Source organism: Mesorhizobium sp. WSM4844 (assembly GCF_055811775.1).
In genome coordinates this window covers 127,517-146,495 of the sequence record NZ_JBVVQB010000002.1, presented here as the reverse complement: position 1 = coordinate 146,495, position 18,979 = coordinate 127,517, and the positions used below count along the sequence as shown (strand labels likewise).

General features: G+C 63.9%; 15 protein-coding genes. 11 read left to right on the top strand and 4 right to left on the bottom strand.

What is annotated here, in order from left to right:
* Positions 1-4: 4 nt before the first annotated feature.
* On the bottom strand, positions 5-1,054 hold the full coding sequence (locus AC0L2A_RS02885; protein ID WP_473607416.1) for an aldo/keto reductase: 1,050 nt from the start codon (positions 1,052-1,054) through the stop codon (positions 5-7).
* 217 nt (positions 1,055-1,271) lie between these two features.
* The gene (locus tag AC0L2A_RS02880) at positions 1,272-1,934 is read right to left on the bottom strand and encodes a YggS family pyridoxal phosphate-dependent enzyme (protein ID WP_473607415.1); all 663 of its coding nucleotides are present in this window, start codon (positions 1,932-1,934) and stop codon (positions 1,272-1,274) included.
* A gap of 146 nt (positions 1,935-2,080) precedes the next feature.
* Here AC0L2A_RS02880 and leuS point away from each other — a divergent pair, with 146 nt between their 5' ends.
* Positions 2,081-4,705 carry a leucine--tRNA ligase gene (leuS, locus tag AC0L2A_RS02875; protein ID WP_473607413.1) on the top strand — a complete coding sequence of 875 codons (2,625 nt, stop codon included), beginning with the start codon at positions 2,081-2,083 and terminating at the stop codon, positions 4,703-4,705.
* Complete coding sequence (locus tag AC0L2A_RS02870; protein ID WP_473607412.1) at positions 4,692-5,279, top strand: LPS assembly lipoprotein LptE; 588 nt, start codon at positions 4,692-4,694, stop codon at positions 5,277-5,279. The genes leuS and AC0L2A_RS02870 overlap by 14 nt, the downstream gene beginning before the upstream one ends.
* Before the next feature lie 127 nt (positions 5,280-5,406).
* Here AC0L2A_RS02870 and fsa read toward each other — a convergent pair whose 3' ends face one another.
* Positions 5,407-6,060 carry a fructose-6-phosphate aldolase gene (gene fsa / locus AC0L2A_RS02865; protein ID WP_236384724.1) on the bottom strand — a complete coding sequence of 218 codons (654 nt, stop codon included), beginning with the start codon at positions 6,058-6,060 and terminating at the stop codon, positions 5,407-5,409.
* 189 nt (positions 6,061-6,249) lie between these two features.
* On the opposite strand from fsa, the gene AC0L2A_RS02860 reads away from it, so the two are divergent.
* The 7 genes from AC0L2A_RS02860 to AC0L2A_RS02830 all read left to right on the top strand — a co-directional run bounded on the left by AC0L2A_RS02860 (position 6,250) and on the right by AC0L2A_RS02830 (position 14,556).
* The gene (locus AC0L2A_RS02860; RefSeq protein ID WP_473607411.1) at positions 6,250-8,433 is read left to right on the top strand and encodes a primosomal protein N'; all 2,184 of its coding nucleotides are present in this window, start codon (positions 6,250-6,252) and stop codon (positions 8,431-8,433) included.
* A gap of 292 nt (positions 8,434-8,725) precedes the next feature.
* Positions 8,726-9,121 (top strand): AGROH133_08824 family phage infection protein, encoded by a 396-nt coding sequence (locus AC0L2A_RS02855; RefSeq protein ID WP_287323507.1) that lies wholly within the window; start codon positions 8,726-8,728, stop codon positions 9,119-9,121.
* Positions 9,122-9,367: 246 nt separating this feature from the next.
* Positions 9,368-9,928: a F0F1 ATP synthase subunit delta gene (locus AC0L2A_RS02850; protein ID WP_473607410.1), complete on the top strand. Its 561-nt coding sequence runs from the start codon at positions 9,368-9,370 to the stop codon at positions 9,926-9,928.
* Entirely contained in the window at positions 9,928-11,457 is a 1,530-nt protein-coding gene (atpA, locus tag AC0L2A_RS02845; RefSeq protein ID WP_023800086.1) for a F0F1 ATP synthase subunit alpha, read from the top strand. The genes AC0L2A_RS02850 and atpA overlap by 1 nt, the downstream gene beginning before the upstream one ends.
* 34 nt (positions 11,458-11,491) lie before the next feature.
* Complete coding sequence (locus tag AC0L2A_RS02840) at positions 11,492-12,376, top strand: F0F1 ATP synthase subunit gamma (RefSeq protein WP_473607408.1); 885 nt, start codon at positions 11,492-11,494, stop codon at positions 12,374-12,376.
* A 73-nt stretch (positions 12,377-12,449) separates the two neighbouring features.
* Entirely contained in the window at positions 12,450-14,033 is a 1,584-nt protein-coding gene (atpD, locus tag AC0L2A_RS02835) for a F0F1 ATP synthase subunit beta (protein WP_027154564.1), read from the top strand.
* Positions 14,034-14,148: 115 nt separating this feature from the next.
* Positions 14,149-14,556 carry a F0F1 ATP synthase subunit epsilon gene (locus AC0L2A_RS02830; protein ID WP_027154563.1) on the top strand — a complete coding sequence of 136 codons (408 nt, stop codon included), beginning with the start codon at positions 14,149-14,151 and terminating at the stop codon, positions 14,554-14,556.
* 224 nt (positions 14,557-14,780) lie between these two features.
* Here the strand turns inward: AC0L2A_RS02830 and AC0L2A_RS02825 are convergent, their stop codons facing one another.
* Positions 14,781-16,265: a mannitol dehydrogenase family protein gene (locus AC0L2A_RS02825; RefSeq protein WP_473607407.1), complete on the bottom strand. Its 1,485-nt coding sequence runs from the start codon at positions 16,263-16,265 to the stop codon at positions 14,781-14,783.
* Between the two features lie 176 nt (positions 16,266-16,441).
* Between AC0L2A_RS02825 and uxaC the strand changes: the two genes are divergently transcribed.
* The gene (gene uxaC, locus AC0L2A_RS02820; protein ID WP_473607406.1) at positions 16,442-17,851 is read left to right on the top strand and encodes a glucuronate isomerase; all 1,410 of its coding nucleotides are present in this window, start codon (positions 16,442-16,444) and stop codon (positions 17,849-17,851) included.
* A gap of 36 nt (positions 17,852-17,887) precedes the next feature.
* Positions 17,888-18,865, top strand: a complete 978-nt coding sequence (locus tag AC0L2A_RS02815) for a TRAP transporter substrate-binding protein (protein ID WP_027154560.1) — start codon at positions 17,888-17,890, stop codon at positions 18,863-18,865.
* Positions 18,866-18,979: the final 114 nt, after the last annotated feature.

Genomic DNA, 18,979 nt, shown 5'->3' with positions numbered 1-18,979 from the left:
AGATTTACTTCTTCTCCGCAAAGGGCGCCGGACGCCGGCCAGCCGCCTGGCGCTCGAGCATCCAGCCCGGATATTCGGATGGCAGCGCGCTGACTTCGTCGAGACGAGCAAGATCGTCGCTGTCGAGCTTCAACGCGGTGGCGGCAAGGTTCTGTTCGAGTTGCTCCATGCGGCTGGCGCCGATGATCACGCTCATCACGAACGGCTTGGCCAAGACATAGCCAAGTGCCACCGTGGCGACGCTGACGCCGTGCTTGCCGGCGATCTCGCGCATGACGGCGACCGCCGCCCAGGCGCGGTCTTCATTGACCGGCGGGAAATTGAAGCTGGCGCGGCGGCCCTCGCCATTGCCAGGCGCGCCGGGTCCGTATTTGCCGGAAAGCAGCCCGCCCGCCATCGGCGACCAGACCATCAGTCCAAGCTTCTCCTCGTTGAGCAGCGGCACGATCTCGCGCTCCAGATCGCGGCCGGCGATCGAATAGTAGGACTGGACCGTCTCAAAACGGGCAAAGCCCTTGCGTTCGGCGATGCCCAATGCCTTGGCGATGCGCCAGGCCGCCCAGTTCGAGACGCCGACATAGCGGACCTTGCCGCTGGTAACCAGATCGTCGAGCGCCCGCAGCGTCTCGTCGATCGGTGTCACCGCGTCGGTGCCGTGAAGCTGATAGAGATCGATATGGTCCAGTTGCAGCCGCTCGAGACTGCCGTCGACCGAATCCATGATGTGGCCGCGCGAGGAGCCGCGCTGGTTGGGGCCGTCGCCCATGGCGCCATGGACTTTGGTGGCGATGATCACGTCCTGCCGCTCGATGCCGAGATTGCGCAGCGACTGGCCGAGAAATCGTTCCGATGCGCCGAAGGAATAGACATCGGCCGTGTCGAAGAAATTGATGCCGGCGGCGAGCGAGCGCTGGACGATCCTGTCGACGCCATCCTGGTCGAGGCTGGCGATCAGGCCCCATTGGTTGTTTTGGTCGGCGGCGCCGAAGGTCATGGTGCCGAGACACAGTTCGGAGACAAACATCCCCGTGTTTCCAAGTTTATTGTAACGCATGGTGCGGCTCCGGAAAGTTTTGGAATGACCCGGTCGATATAGGAACGATACGTTTCGTTTCTACTTGTTGGCGTAACGGCCGGGTGGTTCTGGACCAAGCTCCGCGACCGACGATCCGGTGCAACGGGAAACAGGTCAGATTGTCCAAGGATCGAGGACCGTCACCCCGCGCCCGACTATATCAAGGCTGATCGCTAAACTGGCGCTAAAATGCCCGCTAGCGGCTGCCGAAGATCGCCGAGCCGACCCTGATGCTGGTTGCACCGAAGGCGATCGCGGTTTCGTAGTCGCCGGACATGCCCATCGAAAGCGCCTCCGCCCCTGCCTCCGTGCTGAGCTTTTCCAGCAGCGCGAAATGCGGGCCGGGGTTCTCATCGGCCGGCGGAATGCACATCAGGCCTTCGATGGCGAGGCCATGGACCTCGCGGCAGCGCGTAACGAAGGGTACGGCTTCGCGCGGCTCGATCCCTGCCTTTTGCGGTTCCGAGCCGGTGTTGACCTGAACGTAGAGTTTTGGTGACCGGCCTTGCCTGGCGATTTCCTTGGCGAGTTCGGCGGCGATCTTCTCGCGATCGACCGTCTCGATGACGTCGAACAGGGCGACTGCTTCCTTCGCCTTGTTCGATTGCAGCGGACCGATCAGGTGCAGTTCGATGTCGGGGAAGGCTTGCTTCAGCGCTGGCCATTTGGCTTGTGCTTCCTGGACGCGGTTCTCGCCGAAGACGCGCTGCCCGGCGTCGATGACCGGGCGGATATCGTCGGCGCTGAAGGTCTTCGAGACCGCGACCAGCGTCACCGCGCCGGCTTGCCGTCCTGCCTCGCGCTCGGCGGCGGCGATCCTCGCCTTGACCGTGAAAAACTGTTCGACGGCGCTCGCCATGCCTATATCCTGACTCTGGTTTTTGTCCTGGCCGGGGCGTCGCAGTTGACGGGTCCGGCAATCCATGGTGAACACCGCGACGACATTTCCTGAGCCGCCGGGCATGTCCGGCTGTTCGCGCATGCTTTTTAAGTGAAAAACACCCAATGGCAACCGAACGATACAATCCGCGCTCATCAGAGCCCAAATGGCAGAAGGCCTGGGACGCCAAGAAGCTGTTCGAGGCTGACAACGACGACCCGCGTGCGAAATACTACGTGCTCGAGATGTTTCCGTATCCGTCGGGGCGCATCCATATCGGCCATACCCGCAACTACACGATGGGCGACGTGGTGGCGCGCTACAAGCGGGCCAAGGGTTTCAACGTGCTGCACCCGATGGGCTGGGACGCCTTCGGCATGCCGGCCGAGAACGCGGCGATGCAGAACAAGGTCCATCCCAAGGACTGGACCTATCAGAACATCGCCGCCATGCGCGAGCAGCTCAAGGTCATGGGCCTGTCGCTCGACTGGGCGCGCGAATTCGCCACCTGCGATGTCGACTACTACCACCGCCAGCAGATGCTGTTCCTCGATTTCGTCGAGAAGGGGCTGGTGACGCGCAAATCCTCCAAGGTCAACTGGGATCCGGAGGACATGACGGTGCTTGCCAACGAACAGGTCATCGACGGACGCGGCTGGCGCTCCGGTGCGCTGGTCGAACAGCGCGAGCTGACGCAGTGGTTCTTCAAGATCACCGACTATGCGCAGGACCTGCTGGACTCGCTGGAAGGCCTCGACGAATGGCCGGAAAAAGTCAAGCTGATGCAGGCGAACTGGATCGGCCGTTCGGAAGGCCTGCTGATCCGCTGGCCGCTGGCCACTCCAGTTGACGGCGAAGATGAGCTGGAGGTCTACACGACGCGGCCCGACACCATCTTCGGCGCCTCCTTCATGGCGGTCGCAGTTGACCATCCGCTGGCCAAGACGGCGGCCGAAAACAATCCGGCGCTGGCCAAGTTCATCGACGAGGTTCGTCACATGGGCACTTCGGTGGCGGCGCTGGAAACGGCCGAAAAAAAGGGCATGGATACCGGTATACGAGTCGTCCATCCGTTCGACGCGAACTGGACGCTGCCTGTCTATGTCGCCAATTTCGTGCTGATGGAGTACGGCACCGGCGCCATATTCGGTTGCCCGTCCGGTGACCAGCGCGACCTCGACTTCGCTAACCGATATGGCCTGCCGGTCATTCCGGTGGTGATGCCGGAAGGCGAGATCCAGGGAAACTTCCAGATCATCGACGAGGCCTATGTCGGCGACGGCGTGATGATCAATTCGCGCTTCCTCGACGGCATGAAGCCTGATCAGGCGTTCGACGAAGTGGCCAAGCTGCTGGAACAAAAGACCATCGGCAACCGGCGGATGGCCGAGCGCAAGGTCAACTTCCGCCTGCGCGACTGGGGCATTTCGCGCCAGCGCTACTGGGGCTGCCCGATCCCGATGATCCATTGCGAGGATTGCGGCGTCGTGCCGGTGCCGAAGGCGGACCTGCCGGTCAAGCTTCCCGACGACATCGAATTCGACCGGCCGGGCAATCCGCTCGACCGCCATCCGACCTGGCGGCACGTCAAATGCCCGCAATGCAGCAAGGATGCGCGCCGCGAAACCGACACGATGGACACGTTCGTCGATTCGTCGTGGTATTTTGCGCGCTTCACCGCGCCCCGGGCGAACGACCCAACCGATCCCAAGGCAGCTACCGAATGGCTGCCGGTCGACCAGTATATTGGCGGCATCGAGCACGCCATTTTACACCTGCTCTATTCGCGTTTCTTCACCCGCGCCATGCGTGAGACCGGCCATGTCGACCTCGCCGAGCCGTTCAGGGGCCTGTTCACGCAAGGCATGGTGGTGCACGAGACCTATCGGGTCGGCAGTGGCGCGAACAGCCGCTGGCTTGCGCCCAGCGAGGTGCGGCTGGAGGACGTCGATGGCAAGCGCCGCGCCATAGAAATCGCGACCGGCGAAGAGGCGGTGATCGGCCCGCTCGAAAAAATGTCGAAGTCGAAGAAGAACACGGTGAGCCCCGAAGAGATCACCGACGGCTACGGCGCCGACACCGCGCGCTGGTTCATGCTGTCGGACTCGCCGCCCGAACGTGACGTCGAATGGACCGACGAGGGCGCCGCCGGCGCGCACCGCTTCATCCAGCGTATCTGGCGCCTGGTGTCGACAGCCGCCGAATCGCTCGCCGGAATCCAGCCGGCAGCGGCGAAGCAGGGCGAGGCAGGGACTGTTTCCAAGGCCGCGCACAAGATCCTGAAATCGGTGGGCGAGGACATTGAAAAGCTCGCCTTCAACCGCGCCATCGCCCGCATCTACGAACTCGCCAATGCGCTCAACACGCCGCTCAACGAGGCGGCCGAAGGCAAGGCCGATCCGGCGCTCAAGGCTTCTTGCCGGCAAGCCGTCGACATCCTCGTGCATTTGATTGCGCCGGTCATGCCACATCTGGCCGAGGAATGCTGGCAGGCGCTCGGCGGCACCGATCTGGTCGCCGAACGGCCCTGGCCTGTCTTTGATCCGTCGCTTGTCGTCGACAGCGAGATCGTGCTGCCGGTCCAGGTCAACGGCAAGAAGCGCGGCGATTTGACAATTGCCCGCGACGCGGACCAAGGTGCCGTCGAAAAAGCGGTTCTGGCTCTCGACTTCGTGCAGAAAGCGCTCGAAGGTAAGGCACCGCGCAAGGTGATCATCGTCCCGCAGAGGATCGTCAATGTCGTTGCCTGATCCGAGGAAGACAGAAGTGACGCATTTGCTGCGCCGTGCCGCGCTGTATGGGCTGGTCGCTTCGGTTGCGCTGGTTTCGGCCTGCACGGTGCGCCCGCTCTATTCGAGCGCGCCGCTGTCGGCCGGTTCGCAAGTTGGCGCTGCCGCCGAACTCGGGTCCATCTCGGTCAAGCCGGTCAACACTCGCTACGCCCAGCAGGTCCGCAACAATCTGATTTTCGCGCTCGGCCAGGGTGCGGGCGAGCCGGCGTCGCCCGCCTATTCGCTCGATCTCGGCGTTACCGAACTTGTTGAATCTGCTGCAAAGGTGCAGGTCACGACCGATGACGACGAACCAACCGCGGGCACGGTGACACTGACCGCGAATTATGTGCTGACCGAGGCCAGGACCGGCACGACGATCGCGACCGGCAAGCGCTCGATAGCGTCGTCCTTCGACCGGCCCCGTCAGGAGTTCGCCTCCTACCGGGCGCAAATCGACGCCGAGAACCGCGCGGCGCGCGAACTGGCGGACCTGCTGCGCCTGTCGATCGCCCAGGCTCTGGTCAAGCACGGCAAGACGGTGGCGGGTTAGCGCCGTTCGGCCTGGATCGAGACGTTCCGGCTACCGCCGAGGCCTGATTGCTGGCGCAAAAAAAGGCCGATTGCTCGGCCTTTTTTACGGGAACACGGCGTTTTGATTTCAGCCGATCTTCTTGATTTCAGCCGATTGTCTGGCCGGTCTTGGCCCAGTCGGCGAGGAACTGCTCCAGGCCCTTGTCGGTCAGCGGGTGCTTGACCAGCGCCTTCAGCGTGGCCGGCGGCGCGGTGATGACGTCGGCGCCGATCAGTGCGGCCTGCTTGACGTGGTTCACCGTGCGCACCGAGGCGGTCAGGATCTCGGTCTGGAAATCATAATTGTCGTAGATGGTGCGGATATCGGCGATCAGCTCCATGCCGTCCCAGCCGCTGTCGTCGATGCGGCCGACGAAGGGCGAGATGAAGGAGGCGCCGGCCTTGGCGGCGAGCAGCGCCTGGGTAGCCGAGAAGCACAGCGTGACATTGACCATGCGGCCGTCCGAGCGGATGTCCTTGCAGGCCCTCAGGCCGTCGAGCGTCAGCGGCACCTTGATGCAGACGTTGTCGGCGATCCTGGCCAGGATCTTGGCCTCCGCCATCATGTCCTTGTATTCGGTGGCGACGACTTCGGCCGAGACCGGGCCCTTGACGATCTCGCAGATCTCTCTGGTGACTTCGGCGATCTTGCCGCCGGATTTGAGGATCAGCGAAGGATTGGTGGTGACGCCGTCGAGCAGCCCCAAATCGTTCAGTTCACGGATTTCCTTGACATCGGCGGTGTCGACAAAAAATTTCATGACGGTCTCCTGAAGATTTTTATCGCATCGGCCCGAAAATCGAATCGATTTTCGGAAGCACGATGCGAGGTTTAAAGTTCTAGAGCGTACTTTGTGCGTCCGGATGGACGCACGTCGCTCTAGTGCATGTCATGCACCTCTGGGGGTCGGACTTTGATCTAGACGAAAGTCGGGGCAAGGTCACGCCTCATGATCGAAGATTCGCCCTTTGTCGCGGCCGCACCGGTGCTGGTGCCGATGCCCGCCGAGCGGCCCTACACCTATGCCGTGCCCGCCGGCATGCGCGTGGTGCCGGGCTCGATCGTACGCGTGCCGCTCGGTCCGCGCCAGGTTGCCGGCATCGTCTGGGACGGCGCCGTCGAAAAGGTCGATGCCAAAAAACTGCGCTCGATCGAGCAGGTCTTCGACTGCCCGCCGATCGACCGCGCCATGCGCCGCTTCGTCGACTGGATTGCGCAATACACGCTGTCGCCGCCCGGCATGGTGGCGCGCATGCTGCTGCGGGCGCCGGAGGCCTTCGACCCGGAACCGTGGATCGAAGGCCTGCAACGCACCTTGGCCAGACCCGACCGTGTGACGGATGCGAGGATGCGCGTGCTGGAGACAGCCGAAGGCGGGCTCGCCTGGACGCGGTCCGGGCTGGCGCATGCGGCCGGCGTGTCGTCGACGGTCATCGACGGGCTGAAGGCGCAAGGCGTCTTCGAGACCGTCATGATCCCGCCGCGACCGGTGGTCGCAGCACCCGACCCAGGCTACGCCCAGCCATCGCTGATGCCGGACCAGCGCGATGCAGCCGAGATGCTGCGCAGCAATGTCGCGGCCGGCGCATTCGGCGTCACGCTGCTCGACGGAGTGACCGGATCGGGCAAGACCGAGGTCTATTTCGAGGCGGTGTCGGCGGCGCTCGACCGCGGCAAGCAGGTGCTGATCCTGCTGCCGGAGATCGCGCTGACCCACGCCTTCCTCGAGCGCTTCCAGGAACGGTTCGGCGCCAAGCCGGCCGAATGGCACTCGGACCTGCCGCCAAGGATGCGCGAGCGTGTCTGGCGGCAGGTGACGGAAGGTGGCGTGCGCGTCGTTGCCGGCGCGCGTTCGGCGCTGTTTTTGCCGTTCAGGGAGCTTGGGCTGATCGTCGTCGACGAGGAGCACGACCCCGCCTACAAGCAGGAAGACCGCGTCTTCTACAATGCCCGCGACATGGCGGTGGTGCGCGGCCACATCGGCGGCTTTCCGGTCGTGCTCGCCTCGGCGACACCGTCGGTCGAAAGCCGGGTCAATGCGAGCCAAGGCCGCTATAGCAGGGCGGTGCTTTCGGCGCGCTTTGCCGAGGCGGCGCTTCCCGACCTGAAGACGATCGACATGCGCCGCGCCCCGCCGGCACGCGGCGGCTTCCTGTCGCCGGTGCTGCTTGGCCATATGCGCCAGACACTGGAGAAGAAGGAACAGTCACTGCTGTTCCTCAACCGGCGCGGCTATGCGCCGCTGACGCTGTGCCGGGTCTGCGGCCATCGCTTCGGTTGCCCGGTCTGCTCGGCCTGGCTGGTCGAGCACCGCTTTCGCGGCCAGCTCGTCTGCCACCATTGCGGGCACAATGAGCGGCGGCCCGAGGCCTGCCCGGAATGCGGCACGCTCGACCATCTGGTCGCCTGCGGGCCGGGCGTCGAGCGCATCGCCGAAGAAGTCGTCGCGCATTTCCCCGACGCCCGCACCATCGTCCTGTCGTCCGACCTGATGGGCGGCGTGCGGCGGCTGAGGCTGGAGCTTGAAGCCATCGCAAATGGCGAGGCCGACATCGTCATCGGCACGCAGCTCGTCGCCAAGGGACACAATTTCCCCAACATGACACTGGTTGGCGTGGTCGACGCCGACCTCGGCCTGGCCAATGGCGATCCGCGCGCCGCCGAGCGCACCTTCCAGCTGCTCAGCCAGGTGACCGGCCGCGCCGGCCGCACCGGCAAGAAGAGTCTTGGCCTGCTGCAGACCTTTCAGCCCGACCACCCGGTCATGCGGGCGATCGTCTCCGGCGACGCCGAGGCTTTTTACGAGCGCGAGATCGCCGAGCGCGAGCGGGCGGTGCTGCCGCCTTTCGGCCGGCTCGCCGGCGTCATCGTCAGTGCTGCGACGCGGGCGGAAGCGGAGGGCCATGCGCGGGGTTTGCGGCGCGCCGCACCTCAGGCCGCCGACCTGTTCGTGCTCGGCCCGGCCGAGGCGCCGCTGTCGCTGATCGGCGGCCGCCATCGCTTTCGCCTGCTGATCCAGGGCGAACGGCGCGCCGACATTCAGGTGTTCATTCGCGCCATGCTGGCCGAGGGACCGAAGCTGCGGGGCTCGGTGCGCGTGCAGGTCGACATCGACCCGCAGAGCTTTTTGTGAGGCGTTTGGAGTTAGCCTAGTCAGCCGCAGGCGGGTCTTGCAATATATTCCAGCACCACACCTCGAGCGCCTCACTCCCTGTGTGGTCTCATGTGGTCATAATGCTTAGCGTTCCAAAAAGTAGGAACAGCCCGTCATGAAGCTCTTCGTACGACGCGCATCCATACCGAGGCGGCGGTCGTGTTCGTGTTGGACTGATGCGCGCCCGTAATTCGTGACGCGCATCTGGCGCATGTCTCTTGCTTCGCTAGAATGCCAGAAATTTCGAAACAGCCATTTGCGAGGGGACAGTATGGAATTTGCGTTTCCGTGGCCGATGAGCCAGGGCGAGTGGCTGGCGTGGTCGAGCGCCGTCGTGACTTTGCTGTTCGGGCTGATGTTGTTCCTGGCGCCGGCACTGGCTTTCCGGATACTCAGACTGCAGGTCAAGCCCGAAAAGGCGGCGGCGATCGCCGAAGGGCGCGGCAGGATGTCGGGCTTCTATCTCGGCGTCGGCCTGTGCTGCATTCTGCTTGCGCAACCGCTGCTCTACATGGCGCTTGGCTTTTCCTGGCTGTTCACCGCCTTCGGCCGCCTGCTGTCGATGATGTCGGATGGCGCCAACACGCCCTTCAACTGGGTTTCCATCGTGGTGGAACTGGTGCTGGCGGCGCTGCCGCTTGCCTTCGCCTTCGGCTTTGTGCCTTGAATCAAAGGCTAATTCGGGACCGGCGGTCGAACCGCGCCGCCGGATGCGACAATAGTGCCTGAAAACCATGCCGGGCGACGCATTGCGGTCTTAAAATGCCTGTGCTAGACGGCAATCGACTTTCGGCCGGGGATAGCGGAAGCCGCGTCTTCGTGCTTGGAAAAATGCAGTAAGGTCAAAGATTTAGCCAGAGTTTTCGCTCGCGCCAATAATCTGCGGCCTGTCAGACAAGAGAAAAGACGGTCCGTGGCCCAATCGTCATCGCCAATCTCAGGTGTCGCAGAGCGCTATGCGGGTTCGCTGTTCGAGCTCGCGCTCCAGGCGAATTCGGTCGGCCAGGTCGAGGCCGACCTCAACAGTTTCGCGGCGATGCTCGAAGGCAGCGCGGATCTGACCCGCCTGATCAATAGCCCGGTGTTCTCCAGCGAGGACCAGGCCAAGGCCATTGCGGCGATCGCCGACAGGGCAGGGATCACCGGCCTCACCGGCAATTTCCTGCGCGTCGTCGCCCAGAACCGCCGGTTGTTCGCCATTCCCGGCATGATCAAGGCATTCCGCCAGATCGCCGCCGAGCATCGTGGCGAGACCGCCGCTGAAGTGACCTCGGCGCATGCGCTGACCGACGCCCAGCAAACCGAGCTGAAGGCGGCGCTGAAAAGCGTTGCCGGCAAGGATGTCGCGATCACCGTGACCGTCGATCCGTCGCTGCTCGGCGGGCTGGTGGTCAAGATAGGCTCGCGCCAGATCGATACGTCGCTCAAAACCAAACTCAATTCGCTCAAGCTTGCACTGAAAGAGGTCGGCTGATGGACATCCGCGCCGCGGAAATTTCCGCAATTCTGAAAGACCAGATCAAGAATTTCGGCAAGGAGGCCGAGGTCTCCGAAGTCGGCCAGGTTCTGTCCGTCGGTGACGGCATCGCCCGCGTCTATGGCCTCGACAATGTCCAGGCCGGCGAGATGGTCGAGTTCCCCGGCGGCATCCGCGGCATGGCGCTCAATCTCGAAGCCGACAATGTCGGCGTCGTCATCTTCGGCGCCGACCGCGACATCAAGGAAGGCGATATCGTCAAGCGCACCGGCGCCATCGTCGATACGCCGGTCGGCATGGGCCTGCTTGGCCGCGTCGTCGATGCGCTCGGCAACCCGATCGACGGCAAGGGCCCGATCCAGGCGACCGAGCGCAAGCGCGTCGACGTCAAGGCGCCCGGCATCATTCCGCGCAAATCGGTGAACGAGCCGATGTCGACCGGCCTCAAGGCCATCGATGCGCTGATCCCGGTCGGCCGCGGCCAGCGCGAGCTGGTCATCGGCGATCGCCAGACCGGCAAGACCGCGATCATCCTCGACACCATGCTCAACCAGAAATCGGTGCACGAGCACGGCCCGGAAAAGGAAAAGCTCTACTGCGTCTACGTCGCCGTCGGCCAGAAGCGCTCGACCGTTGCGCAGTTCGTGAAAGTCCTCGAAGAGCGCGGCGCGCTCGATTATTCGATCATCATCGCCGCCACCGCTTCCGATCCGGCGCCGATGCAGTTCCTGGCGCCGTTCACCGCCTGCACGATGGGCGAATATTTCCGCGACAACGGCATGCACGCGCTGATCAGCTACGACGATCTGTCCAAGCAGGCCGTCGCCTATCGCCAGATGTCGCTGCTGCTGCGCCGCCCGCCGGGCCGCGAAGCCTATCCGGGCGACGTCTTCTACCTGCATTCGCGCCTGCTGGAGCGTGCCGCCAAGCTCAATGACGACAATGGCGGCGGTTCGCTGACGGCTCTGCCGATCATCGAGACCCAGGCCAACGACGTGTCGGCCTATATCCCGACCAACGTCATCTCGATCACCGACGGCCAGATCTTCCTGGAAACCAATCTGTTCTTCCAGGGCGTCCGCCCGGCGGTCAATGTCGGCCTGTCGGTGTCGCGCGTCGGCTCCTCGGCGCAGATCAAGGCGATGAAGCAGGTCGCCGGCTCGATCAAGGGCGAGCTCGCGCAGTACCGCGAAATGGCGGCCTTCGCCCAGTTCGGCTCCGACCTCGACGCCGCGACGCAGCGCCTGCTCAACCGCGGTGCACGCCTGACCGAACTCCTGAAGCAGCCGCAGTTCTCGCCGCTCAGGGTCGAAGAACAGGTCGCGGTGATCTTCGCCGGCGTCAACGGCTATCTCGACAAGTTGGCGATCGACCAGGTCAGCAAATTCGAGCATGGCTTGCTCAGCCACATGCGCTCGGCCGGCAAGGAGGTGCTCGACGGCATCCGCAAGGAGAAGGCGCTGTCGGACGATCTGCGCGCCAAGCTGAAGGCGGAGATCGACACCTTCGCCAAGACCTTTGCTTGAACGACGGCCGGACGGACGGGATCAGGTTTGAAGCATGCCTTCACTAAAAGACCTTCGTAACCGTATCGCCTCGGTCAAGGCGACGCAGAAGATCACCAAGGCGATGCAGATGGTCGCCGCGGCGAAGCTGCGCCGCGCGCAGGAGGCGGCGGAAGCAGCGCGCCCCTATTCGGAGCGCATGGGCGCGGTGCTGGCCAACATCACCCAGGCGATCGGCGGCGGCGGCGAGGCCCCGGCGCTGATGACCGGCACCGGCAAGGACGACGTGCATCTGCTCGTCGTCTGCACCGCCGAGCGTGGTCTGTGCGGCGGCTTCAATTCGCAGATCGCACGCCTTGCCCGTGATCACATCCGCAAGCTTTTGGCCGACGGGAAACAGGTCAAGATCATCTGCGTCGGCAAGAAGGGGTTCGACATCCTGCGTCGCGACTATGCGGCGCTGATCCTCGAGCGCGTCGACTTGCGCGAGGTGAAGACGCTGGGCTTCGTCAATGCCGATGGCATTGCCAAGAAGGTCATCCAGCTCTTCAACGAGGGCGGCTTCGACATCTGCACGCTGTTTTATTCGCAGTTCAAATCGGTGATCAGCCAGATCCCGACAACCCAGCAGATCATCCCGGCAGGTGTTCCTACCGCTGCCGCCGAGGCGACGGACGGCGGTAGTGCCGTCTATGAATACGAGCCGGAGCCGGGCGAAATCCTCTCCGATCTCATTCCGCGCAACATTTCCGTCCAGGTTTTTCGCGCTCTGCTCGAAAACGCCGCCGGCGAGATGGGCGCCAAGATGAGCGCCATGGACAATGCGACGCGCAACGCAGGCGACATGATCAACAAATTGTCGATCACCTACAACCGCCAGCGGCAGGCGCAGATCACCAAGGAATTGATCGAAATCATTTCGGGCGCCGAGGCGCTCTAGGCGCGCTCGCATGAAGGTCAGCGACCTTCAGGCGGATCGCGTGAGAAACAAAGAGACGAAAAGGGTAAAGACGATGGCGAAAGCAGCGACCCCCCAGAAGGCGGCCCCGAAGACCGCCGCGACGGCGGCAGCACCGGCAAAGGCTCCGGCAGCCGCAGCGAAGGCGGCTCCGGCCAAGAAGGCGGCAGCGCCCGCCAAGGCTGCCGCGGCGAAGGCGCCGACCGTTGCCATCAACAAGACCGGCCTGGCCGGCAAGGTTCGCCAGGTCATCGGCGCCGTTGTCGACGTGCAGTTCGGCGAACATCTGCCGGCGATCCTGAACGCCCTGGAAACGTCCAATGTCGGCAATCGTCTCGTGCTCGAGGTGGCTCAGCATCTCGGCGAGAACACGGTGCGCTGCATCGCCATGGACTCGACCGAAGGTCTGGTTCGCGGCCAGGACGTCTATGACACCGGCGCGCCGATCACCGTGCCGGTCGGTCCGGGCATGCTCGGCCGCATCATCAACGTCATCGGCGAGCCGGTCGACGAGGCAGGCCCGGTCGACGGCATCGAGATGCGCTCCATCCACCAGCCGGCGCCGACCTATGTCGAGCAGTCGACGGAAGCACAAATCCTGGTCACCGGCATCAAGGTTCTCGACCTGCTGGCACCCTATGCCCGCGGCGGCAAGATCGGCCTGTTCGGCGGCGCCGGCGTCGGCAAGACGGTGCTGATCCAGGAATTGATCAACAACGTCGCCAAGGCGCATGGCGGCTTCTCGGTGTTCGCCGGCGTCGGTGAGCGCACCCGCGAAGGCAACGATCTCTATCATGAGTTCATCGAGTCCGGCGTCAACAAGAAGGGCGGCGGCGAAGGATCCAAGGCGGCGCTCGTCTATGGCCAGATGAACGAGCCGCCGGGCGCGCGCGCCCGCGTCGGCCTGACCGGCCTGACTGTTGCCGAATATTTCCGCGACCAGGGCCAGGACGTGCTGTTCTTCGTCGACAACATCTTCCGCTTCACGCAGGCTGGCTCCGAAGTGTCGGCGCTGCTCGGCCGAATTCCTTCGGCCGTGGGCTATCAGCCGACGCTGGCCACCGACATGGGCGCGCTGCAAGAGCGCATCACGACGACGACCAAGGGCTCGATCACCTCGGTGCAGGCGATCTACGTGCCGGCCGACGATCTGACCGATCCGGCGCCCGCGACCTCGTTCGCCCACCTCGACGCGACGACCGTGCTCAACCGCGCGATCTCGGAAAAGGGCATCTATCCGGCCGTCGATCCGCTCGATTCGACCTCGCGCATGCTCGACCCGATGGTCGTAGGCGAAGAGCACTACCAGGTCGCCCGCCAGGTGCAGTCGATCCTGCAGCGCTACAAGTCGCTGCAGGACATCATCGCCATCCTGGGCATGGACGAGCTGTCGGAAGAGGACAAGCAGACGGTGGCCCGCGCCCGCAAGATCGAGCGCTTCCTGTCGCAGCCCTTCTTCGTCGCCGAAGTGTTCACCGGCGCGCCGGGCAAGCTGGTCGATCTCGCCGACACCATCAAGGGCTTCAAGGGCCTCTGCAACGGCGACTACGACCACCTGCCGGAAGCCGCCTTCTACATGGTCGGCGGCATCGAAGAAGCGGTCGAGAAGGCACAGCGCCTGGCGGCCGAAGCGGCGTGATTGGTGAATGGTCAATAGTGAATTGTGAATGGGGAGCAGCGGACAGGAAATCGAGGCTTAGTGAAGGTCTTTCGGACCATTCACCATTCACCATTCACCATTCGCTGAGTTGATCATGCCTGAAGCTTTCAAATTCGAACTGGTCTCGCCGGAGCGCCTGCTGGTTTCCGAACAGGTCGAATCCGTCGTCATTCCGGGCGCCGAAGGTGAAATGACCGTCATGGCCCATCACGCGCCGGTCATGACCACGATCAAGCCCGGCGTCGTCACGGTAAAGACCGCGGAAGGCAAGGCAGAGCGCTACGTCGTGTTCGGCGGCTTTGCCGACATTGTTCCGGCCGGCTGCACGCTGCTGGCAGAATCGGCTGTAGCCGTCGGCGACATCGACCGCGCCGACCTCGCCCGCCGTATCCAGGAAGCCAGGGAAGACGTCGCCGACGCCAAAGACGACGAGACGCGCAGCAAGGCCGAGCAGTTCCTTAGCCAGCTCACCACACTCGAAGGCGCGATTTTGCCGGCATAGAGGGCAGGCGCCACTTCCCTTCTCCCTTGTGGGAGAAGGTGGATTGGCGCGCAGCGCCAAGACGGTTGAGGGGTGTTGGAAGAAATGAGGCGTCGGCGTTCTCGGGAACACCCCTCATCCGACCGAGCTTCGCTCGGCCACCTTCTCCCACAAGTGGAGAAGGTAAGTGGGCGGTCGGCCCATTAGCGAATCTACCGCGGCGCATGGCGCGTTTCAGGGCGGCCTCATGGCCTCTTAGTGACTATCCCCAGCGCTGTGAAAGCAGCAGCCACGCCGCCCTGGCGCAGGCGTTCGAGATGGGCGGCCGCGAGGTCGATCAGCGTCAGGCGCTCGGCACCGCCCTTGGCGAAGCCGGCCAGGTCGAACACCGCCACCACCGCTTCGCCAGCCGACAGATGCCGAGTGTCAAGTGCGGCCAAAGCCAGGTCGAGCGGGTCGGTGAAGTGGTTTTCCGGCAAGGCTTTGCCGCGCGCCTCGCAAGCCGCGATCCAGGCGGCGACCACCAGCATCAGATAGGCGGGCGGGGCACCGTCACTCATCCGCTCCATTGCCGAGGCAATGATGCGCTGGGGCAGTTTCTGGCTGCCATCATTGGCGATCTGCGCCGTCCGATGGGCGAGCGCGGTGTTCGAATAGCGCTTGGCAAGCTGGGCCGTGTAGTCGGTTGTGTCGAGCCCGGCGTCCTTCGGCAGTGTCGTGATCGCCTCGGCCCACAATCCGTCGACAAATTGCTGGATCGCCGGATCGGCGAAGGCGCGGTCGACCGTCTCAAAGCCGCTGAGCAGGCCAAGATAGGCGATCGCCGAATGCGAGCCGTTGAGCAGGCGCAGCTTCATGTCCTCGAACGGCCCGACGTCACCGACCATGGTGACCCCGAACCTTTCCCAGGCCGGCCTGCCCGCCGGGAAATCGTCTTCGACCACCCATTGGCAGAACGGCTCGGTCATGACAGGCCAGGCGTCATCGACGCCGAGCTGGCCTGATATCCGTGCCCGGTCGGCATCGGTGGTCGCCGGCACGATGCGATCCACCATGCTCGACGGAAACGCCACCTCATCGGCGATGTGGCGGGCGAGATCGGTACCGCGCAAAGCGGCGAATTCGACCAGCAGCCGGCGCAGCGTGGCGCCGTTGGCCGGGAGATTGTCGCAGCACAGCACTGTGAATGGCTGGATACCGGCGGCGCGGCGGCGCGCAAGCGATTCGGCCAGAAAACCATGCGCCGTCCGCGGCATTTGCGGGTTGGCCAAATCGTGGACGATGTCGGGATGGGCTGTGTCCAGTCCGCCACCCGCCGCCCTGAGATAGGCTTTTTCGGTGATCGTCAGTGTGACGATGGCGGTGCGCGGATCGGTCAGCGCGGCCAGCACCGCACCGGGATCTTCCGGCGCCACCAGCATCGACAGGATCGAGCCGACGACGCGCAGGCTTTCGCTGTCGCTGCTCCTGACCGCCAGCGTGTAAAGTCCGTCCTGCGGCGCCAGCGCGTCGCGTGTGTCGGCGCTTCGCAGCGAGACGCCGACAATGCCCCAATCCGTCTCTCCTGCCGCCAGGCAATCGTCGACATAGGCTGCCTGATGGGCGCGGTGGAATGCGCCGACGCCGAGATGGACGATGCCGGGTACGACACGGTTGCGGTCGTATCCGGGGACCGCGACCGAGGCCGGCAATGCCTGCCGCGTGCTGTTGGAAAGGCGTCTGTCTGTCATCGTGCGATGGGTCTGATCGAGCTCGTGCCGGGCGTGGCAGGCATGCGGCGTAACATCCGTTTCGTTCCCGCACAATGGGCTGACGTTGCGTTAAAGTCATCATACAACAATCTATTTTTTGTATGTTGACATTATTTCTTTCCGACCCTACCGATGGCCGGGATGGGAGGAACGACGTGGCCGCATTGACCGATCCGGATCTGCTGTTTCCGTCGGAGGCGCGTCCGCTGTCGCTCGCCCGCGATCTTTACGCAGCTGTCAAGGATCTGCCGATCGTCAGCCCGCACGGTCACACGGATCCGCGCTGGTATGCGCTCAACGAGGCGTTTTCCGATCCGGCGCAATTGCTTGTTGTCCCGGACCATTACATCTTCCGCATGCTGTTCAGCCAGGGCGTCCGGCTCGAGGATCTCGGCGTGCCAACGCTCGACGGCTCACCGGTGGAGACCGACGGCAGAACGATCTGGCGGCGCTTCGCCGAGCACTATTATCTGTTCCGCGGCACGCCGACGCGGCTGTGGTTCGACCATGTGCTTGCCCATCTGTTCGGCATCGAAGAGCCGCTGACGGCCGCAACCGCCGACGGCCATTACGACACGATCTCGTCTTTGCTGCAGTGGGAGAATTTTCGCCCGCGAGCCCTGTTCGAGCGCTTCAATATCGAGGTCATCGCGACGACCGAGGGCGCGCTCGACGATCTCAGATGGCACCAGATGATCCGCGACAGCGGCTGGGAGGGCCGCGTCGTCACCGCCTACCGGCCGGACGCCGTCGTCGATCCCGATTTCGAAGGCTTTTCTGCCAATCTCGATCGACTCGGCGACATCACCGGCTGCGATACCGGCAGCTGGGCCGGCTATCTCGATGCGCATCGCCAGAGAAGGGCCTTCTTCAAAAGTTTTGGCGCGACCGCGTCGGATCACGGCCATCCGACGGCAGAGACCGCCAATCTGTCGGATGCTGCCGCGCAGGAGCTGTTCAACCGCATCCGCCGGGGTTCGGACGACGAGCGTGAGCGAAAACTGTTTCGCGCCCAAATGTTGACCGAGATGGCCAAGATGAGCCGCGACGACGGGCTGGTCCTGCAGATCCATCCCGGCTCCTGGCGCAATCATTCGCCTGCCGTCTTCCACAAGTTCGGCAGGGACAAGGGTTTCGACATCCCGACCAGAACCGACTATGTGACGGCGCTGAAGCCGCTGCTCGACTGCGTCGGCCTGGAGCGCGACCTTGCAATCATCCTCTTCACGCTCGACGAGACCAGCTACGCGCGCGAACTGGCGCCACTCGCCGGCGTCTATCCTGCGCTGAAGCTCGGGCCGGCCTGGTGGTTCCACGACAGCCCGGAGGGCATGCGCCGGTTCCGCGAGATGACCACCGAGACAGCCGGCTTCTACAACACCGTCGGCTTCAACGACGACACCCGCGCCTTTCCATCCATCCCGGCTCGCCACGATGTGGCGCGTCGGGTCGATTGCGCCTTTCTTGCGCGTCTCGTCGCCGAGCACCGGCTCCGCGAGGACGAGGCGCACGAGCTGGCGCTGGAACTTGCCTATACGCTCGCGAAAAAGGCGTACCGGCTCTAACGGCGCTTGCCGCCATCGTTCAAACGGGAGGAACCAATGCTGCATTTTTCTAGACTGGCGGGAGCTACGCTACTGGCCGCCGCACTGATGGCCGGAACGGCAAGCGCCCAGACGGTCCTGCGCTCGTCCGACACGCACCCGGACGGCTATCCGACGGTCGAGGCGGTCAAATATTTTGGCGAGCTTGTGAAGGAGCGCACGGCCGGCCGCTATTCGGTCGATGTCTATCATTCCGCGCAACTCGGCGAGGAAAAGGACACGATCGAGCAGGTGCGCTCCGGCGTGATCGACCTCAACCGCGTCTCGATGGCGCCGTTCAACGGACTCATCCCCGAAACCACCGTGCCCTCGCTGCCCTACATCTTCCGCTCGGAAGACCATATGCACAAGGTCATGGACGGACCAGTCGGCGACCAGATCGCGGCGGCGTTCGAACAGGTCGGGCTGGTGCTGCTCGCCTTTTATGACGGCGGCGCGCGCTCCTTCTACAATTCGAAGAAGCCGATCAACTCTGTCGCCGATATGGCCGGCTTGAAATTCCGCGTCATCCAGTCCGACATCTTCGTCGACATGGTGGCCGCACTCGGCGCCAACGCGACGCCGATGCCGTATGGCGAGGTGTATTCGGCGATCGAAACCGGGGTCATCGACGGCGCGGAGAACAATTTTCCGAGCTACGACACCGCCAAGCATGCGGAAGTCGCCAAGCACTATTCGCTCGACGAGCACACGATGGTGCCGGAAGCCTTTGTCATGGCGAAGTCGAGCTGGGACAAGCTGACGCCGGAAGACCAGGCGATCTTCAAGGCGGCCGCCAAGGAAAGCGTCGCCAAGCAGCGTGAGCTGTGGGCCGCCAAGGTCAAGGAATCGCGTGCCAAGGTCGAGGCGGCCGGTTCGCAGATCACGACGCCGGACAAGCAGGCCTTCATCGACGCGATGGGACCGGTCTACGAAAAGCACGTCAAGGACGACAAGCTGAAGGCGATGGTCGAAGCCATTAGGGCCGTTCAGTGATCAAGCGGCGGGGGGGGGGGGTACCCCCCCCCCCCCCCAGGGGGGGGGCACCCGGGCCCCACCCCCCCAACCAAACCCCCGCCCCGGCGGCCAGCCCGCCGGGGGTTGGGGCCG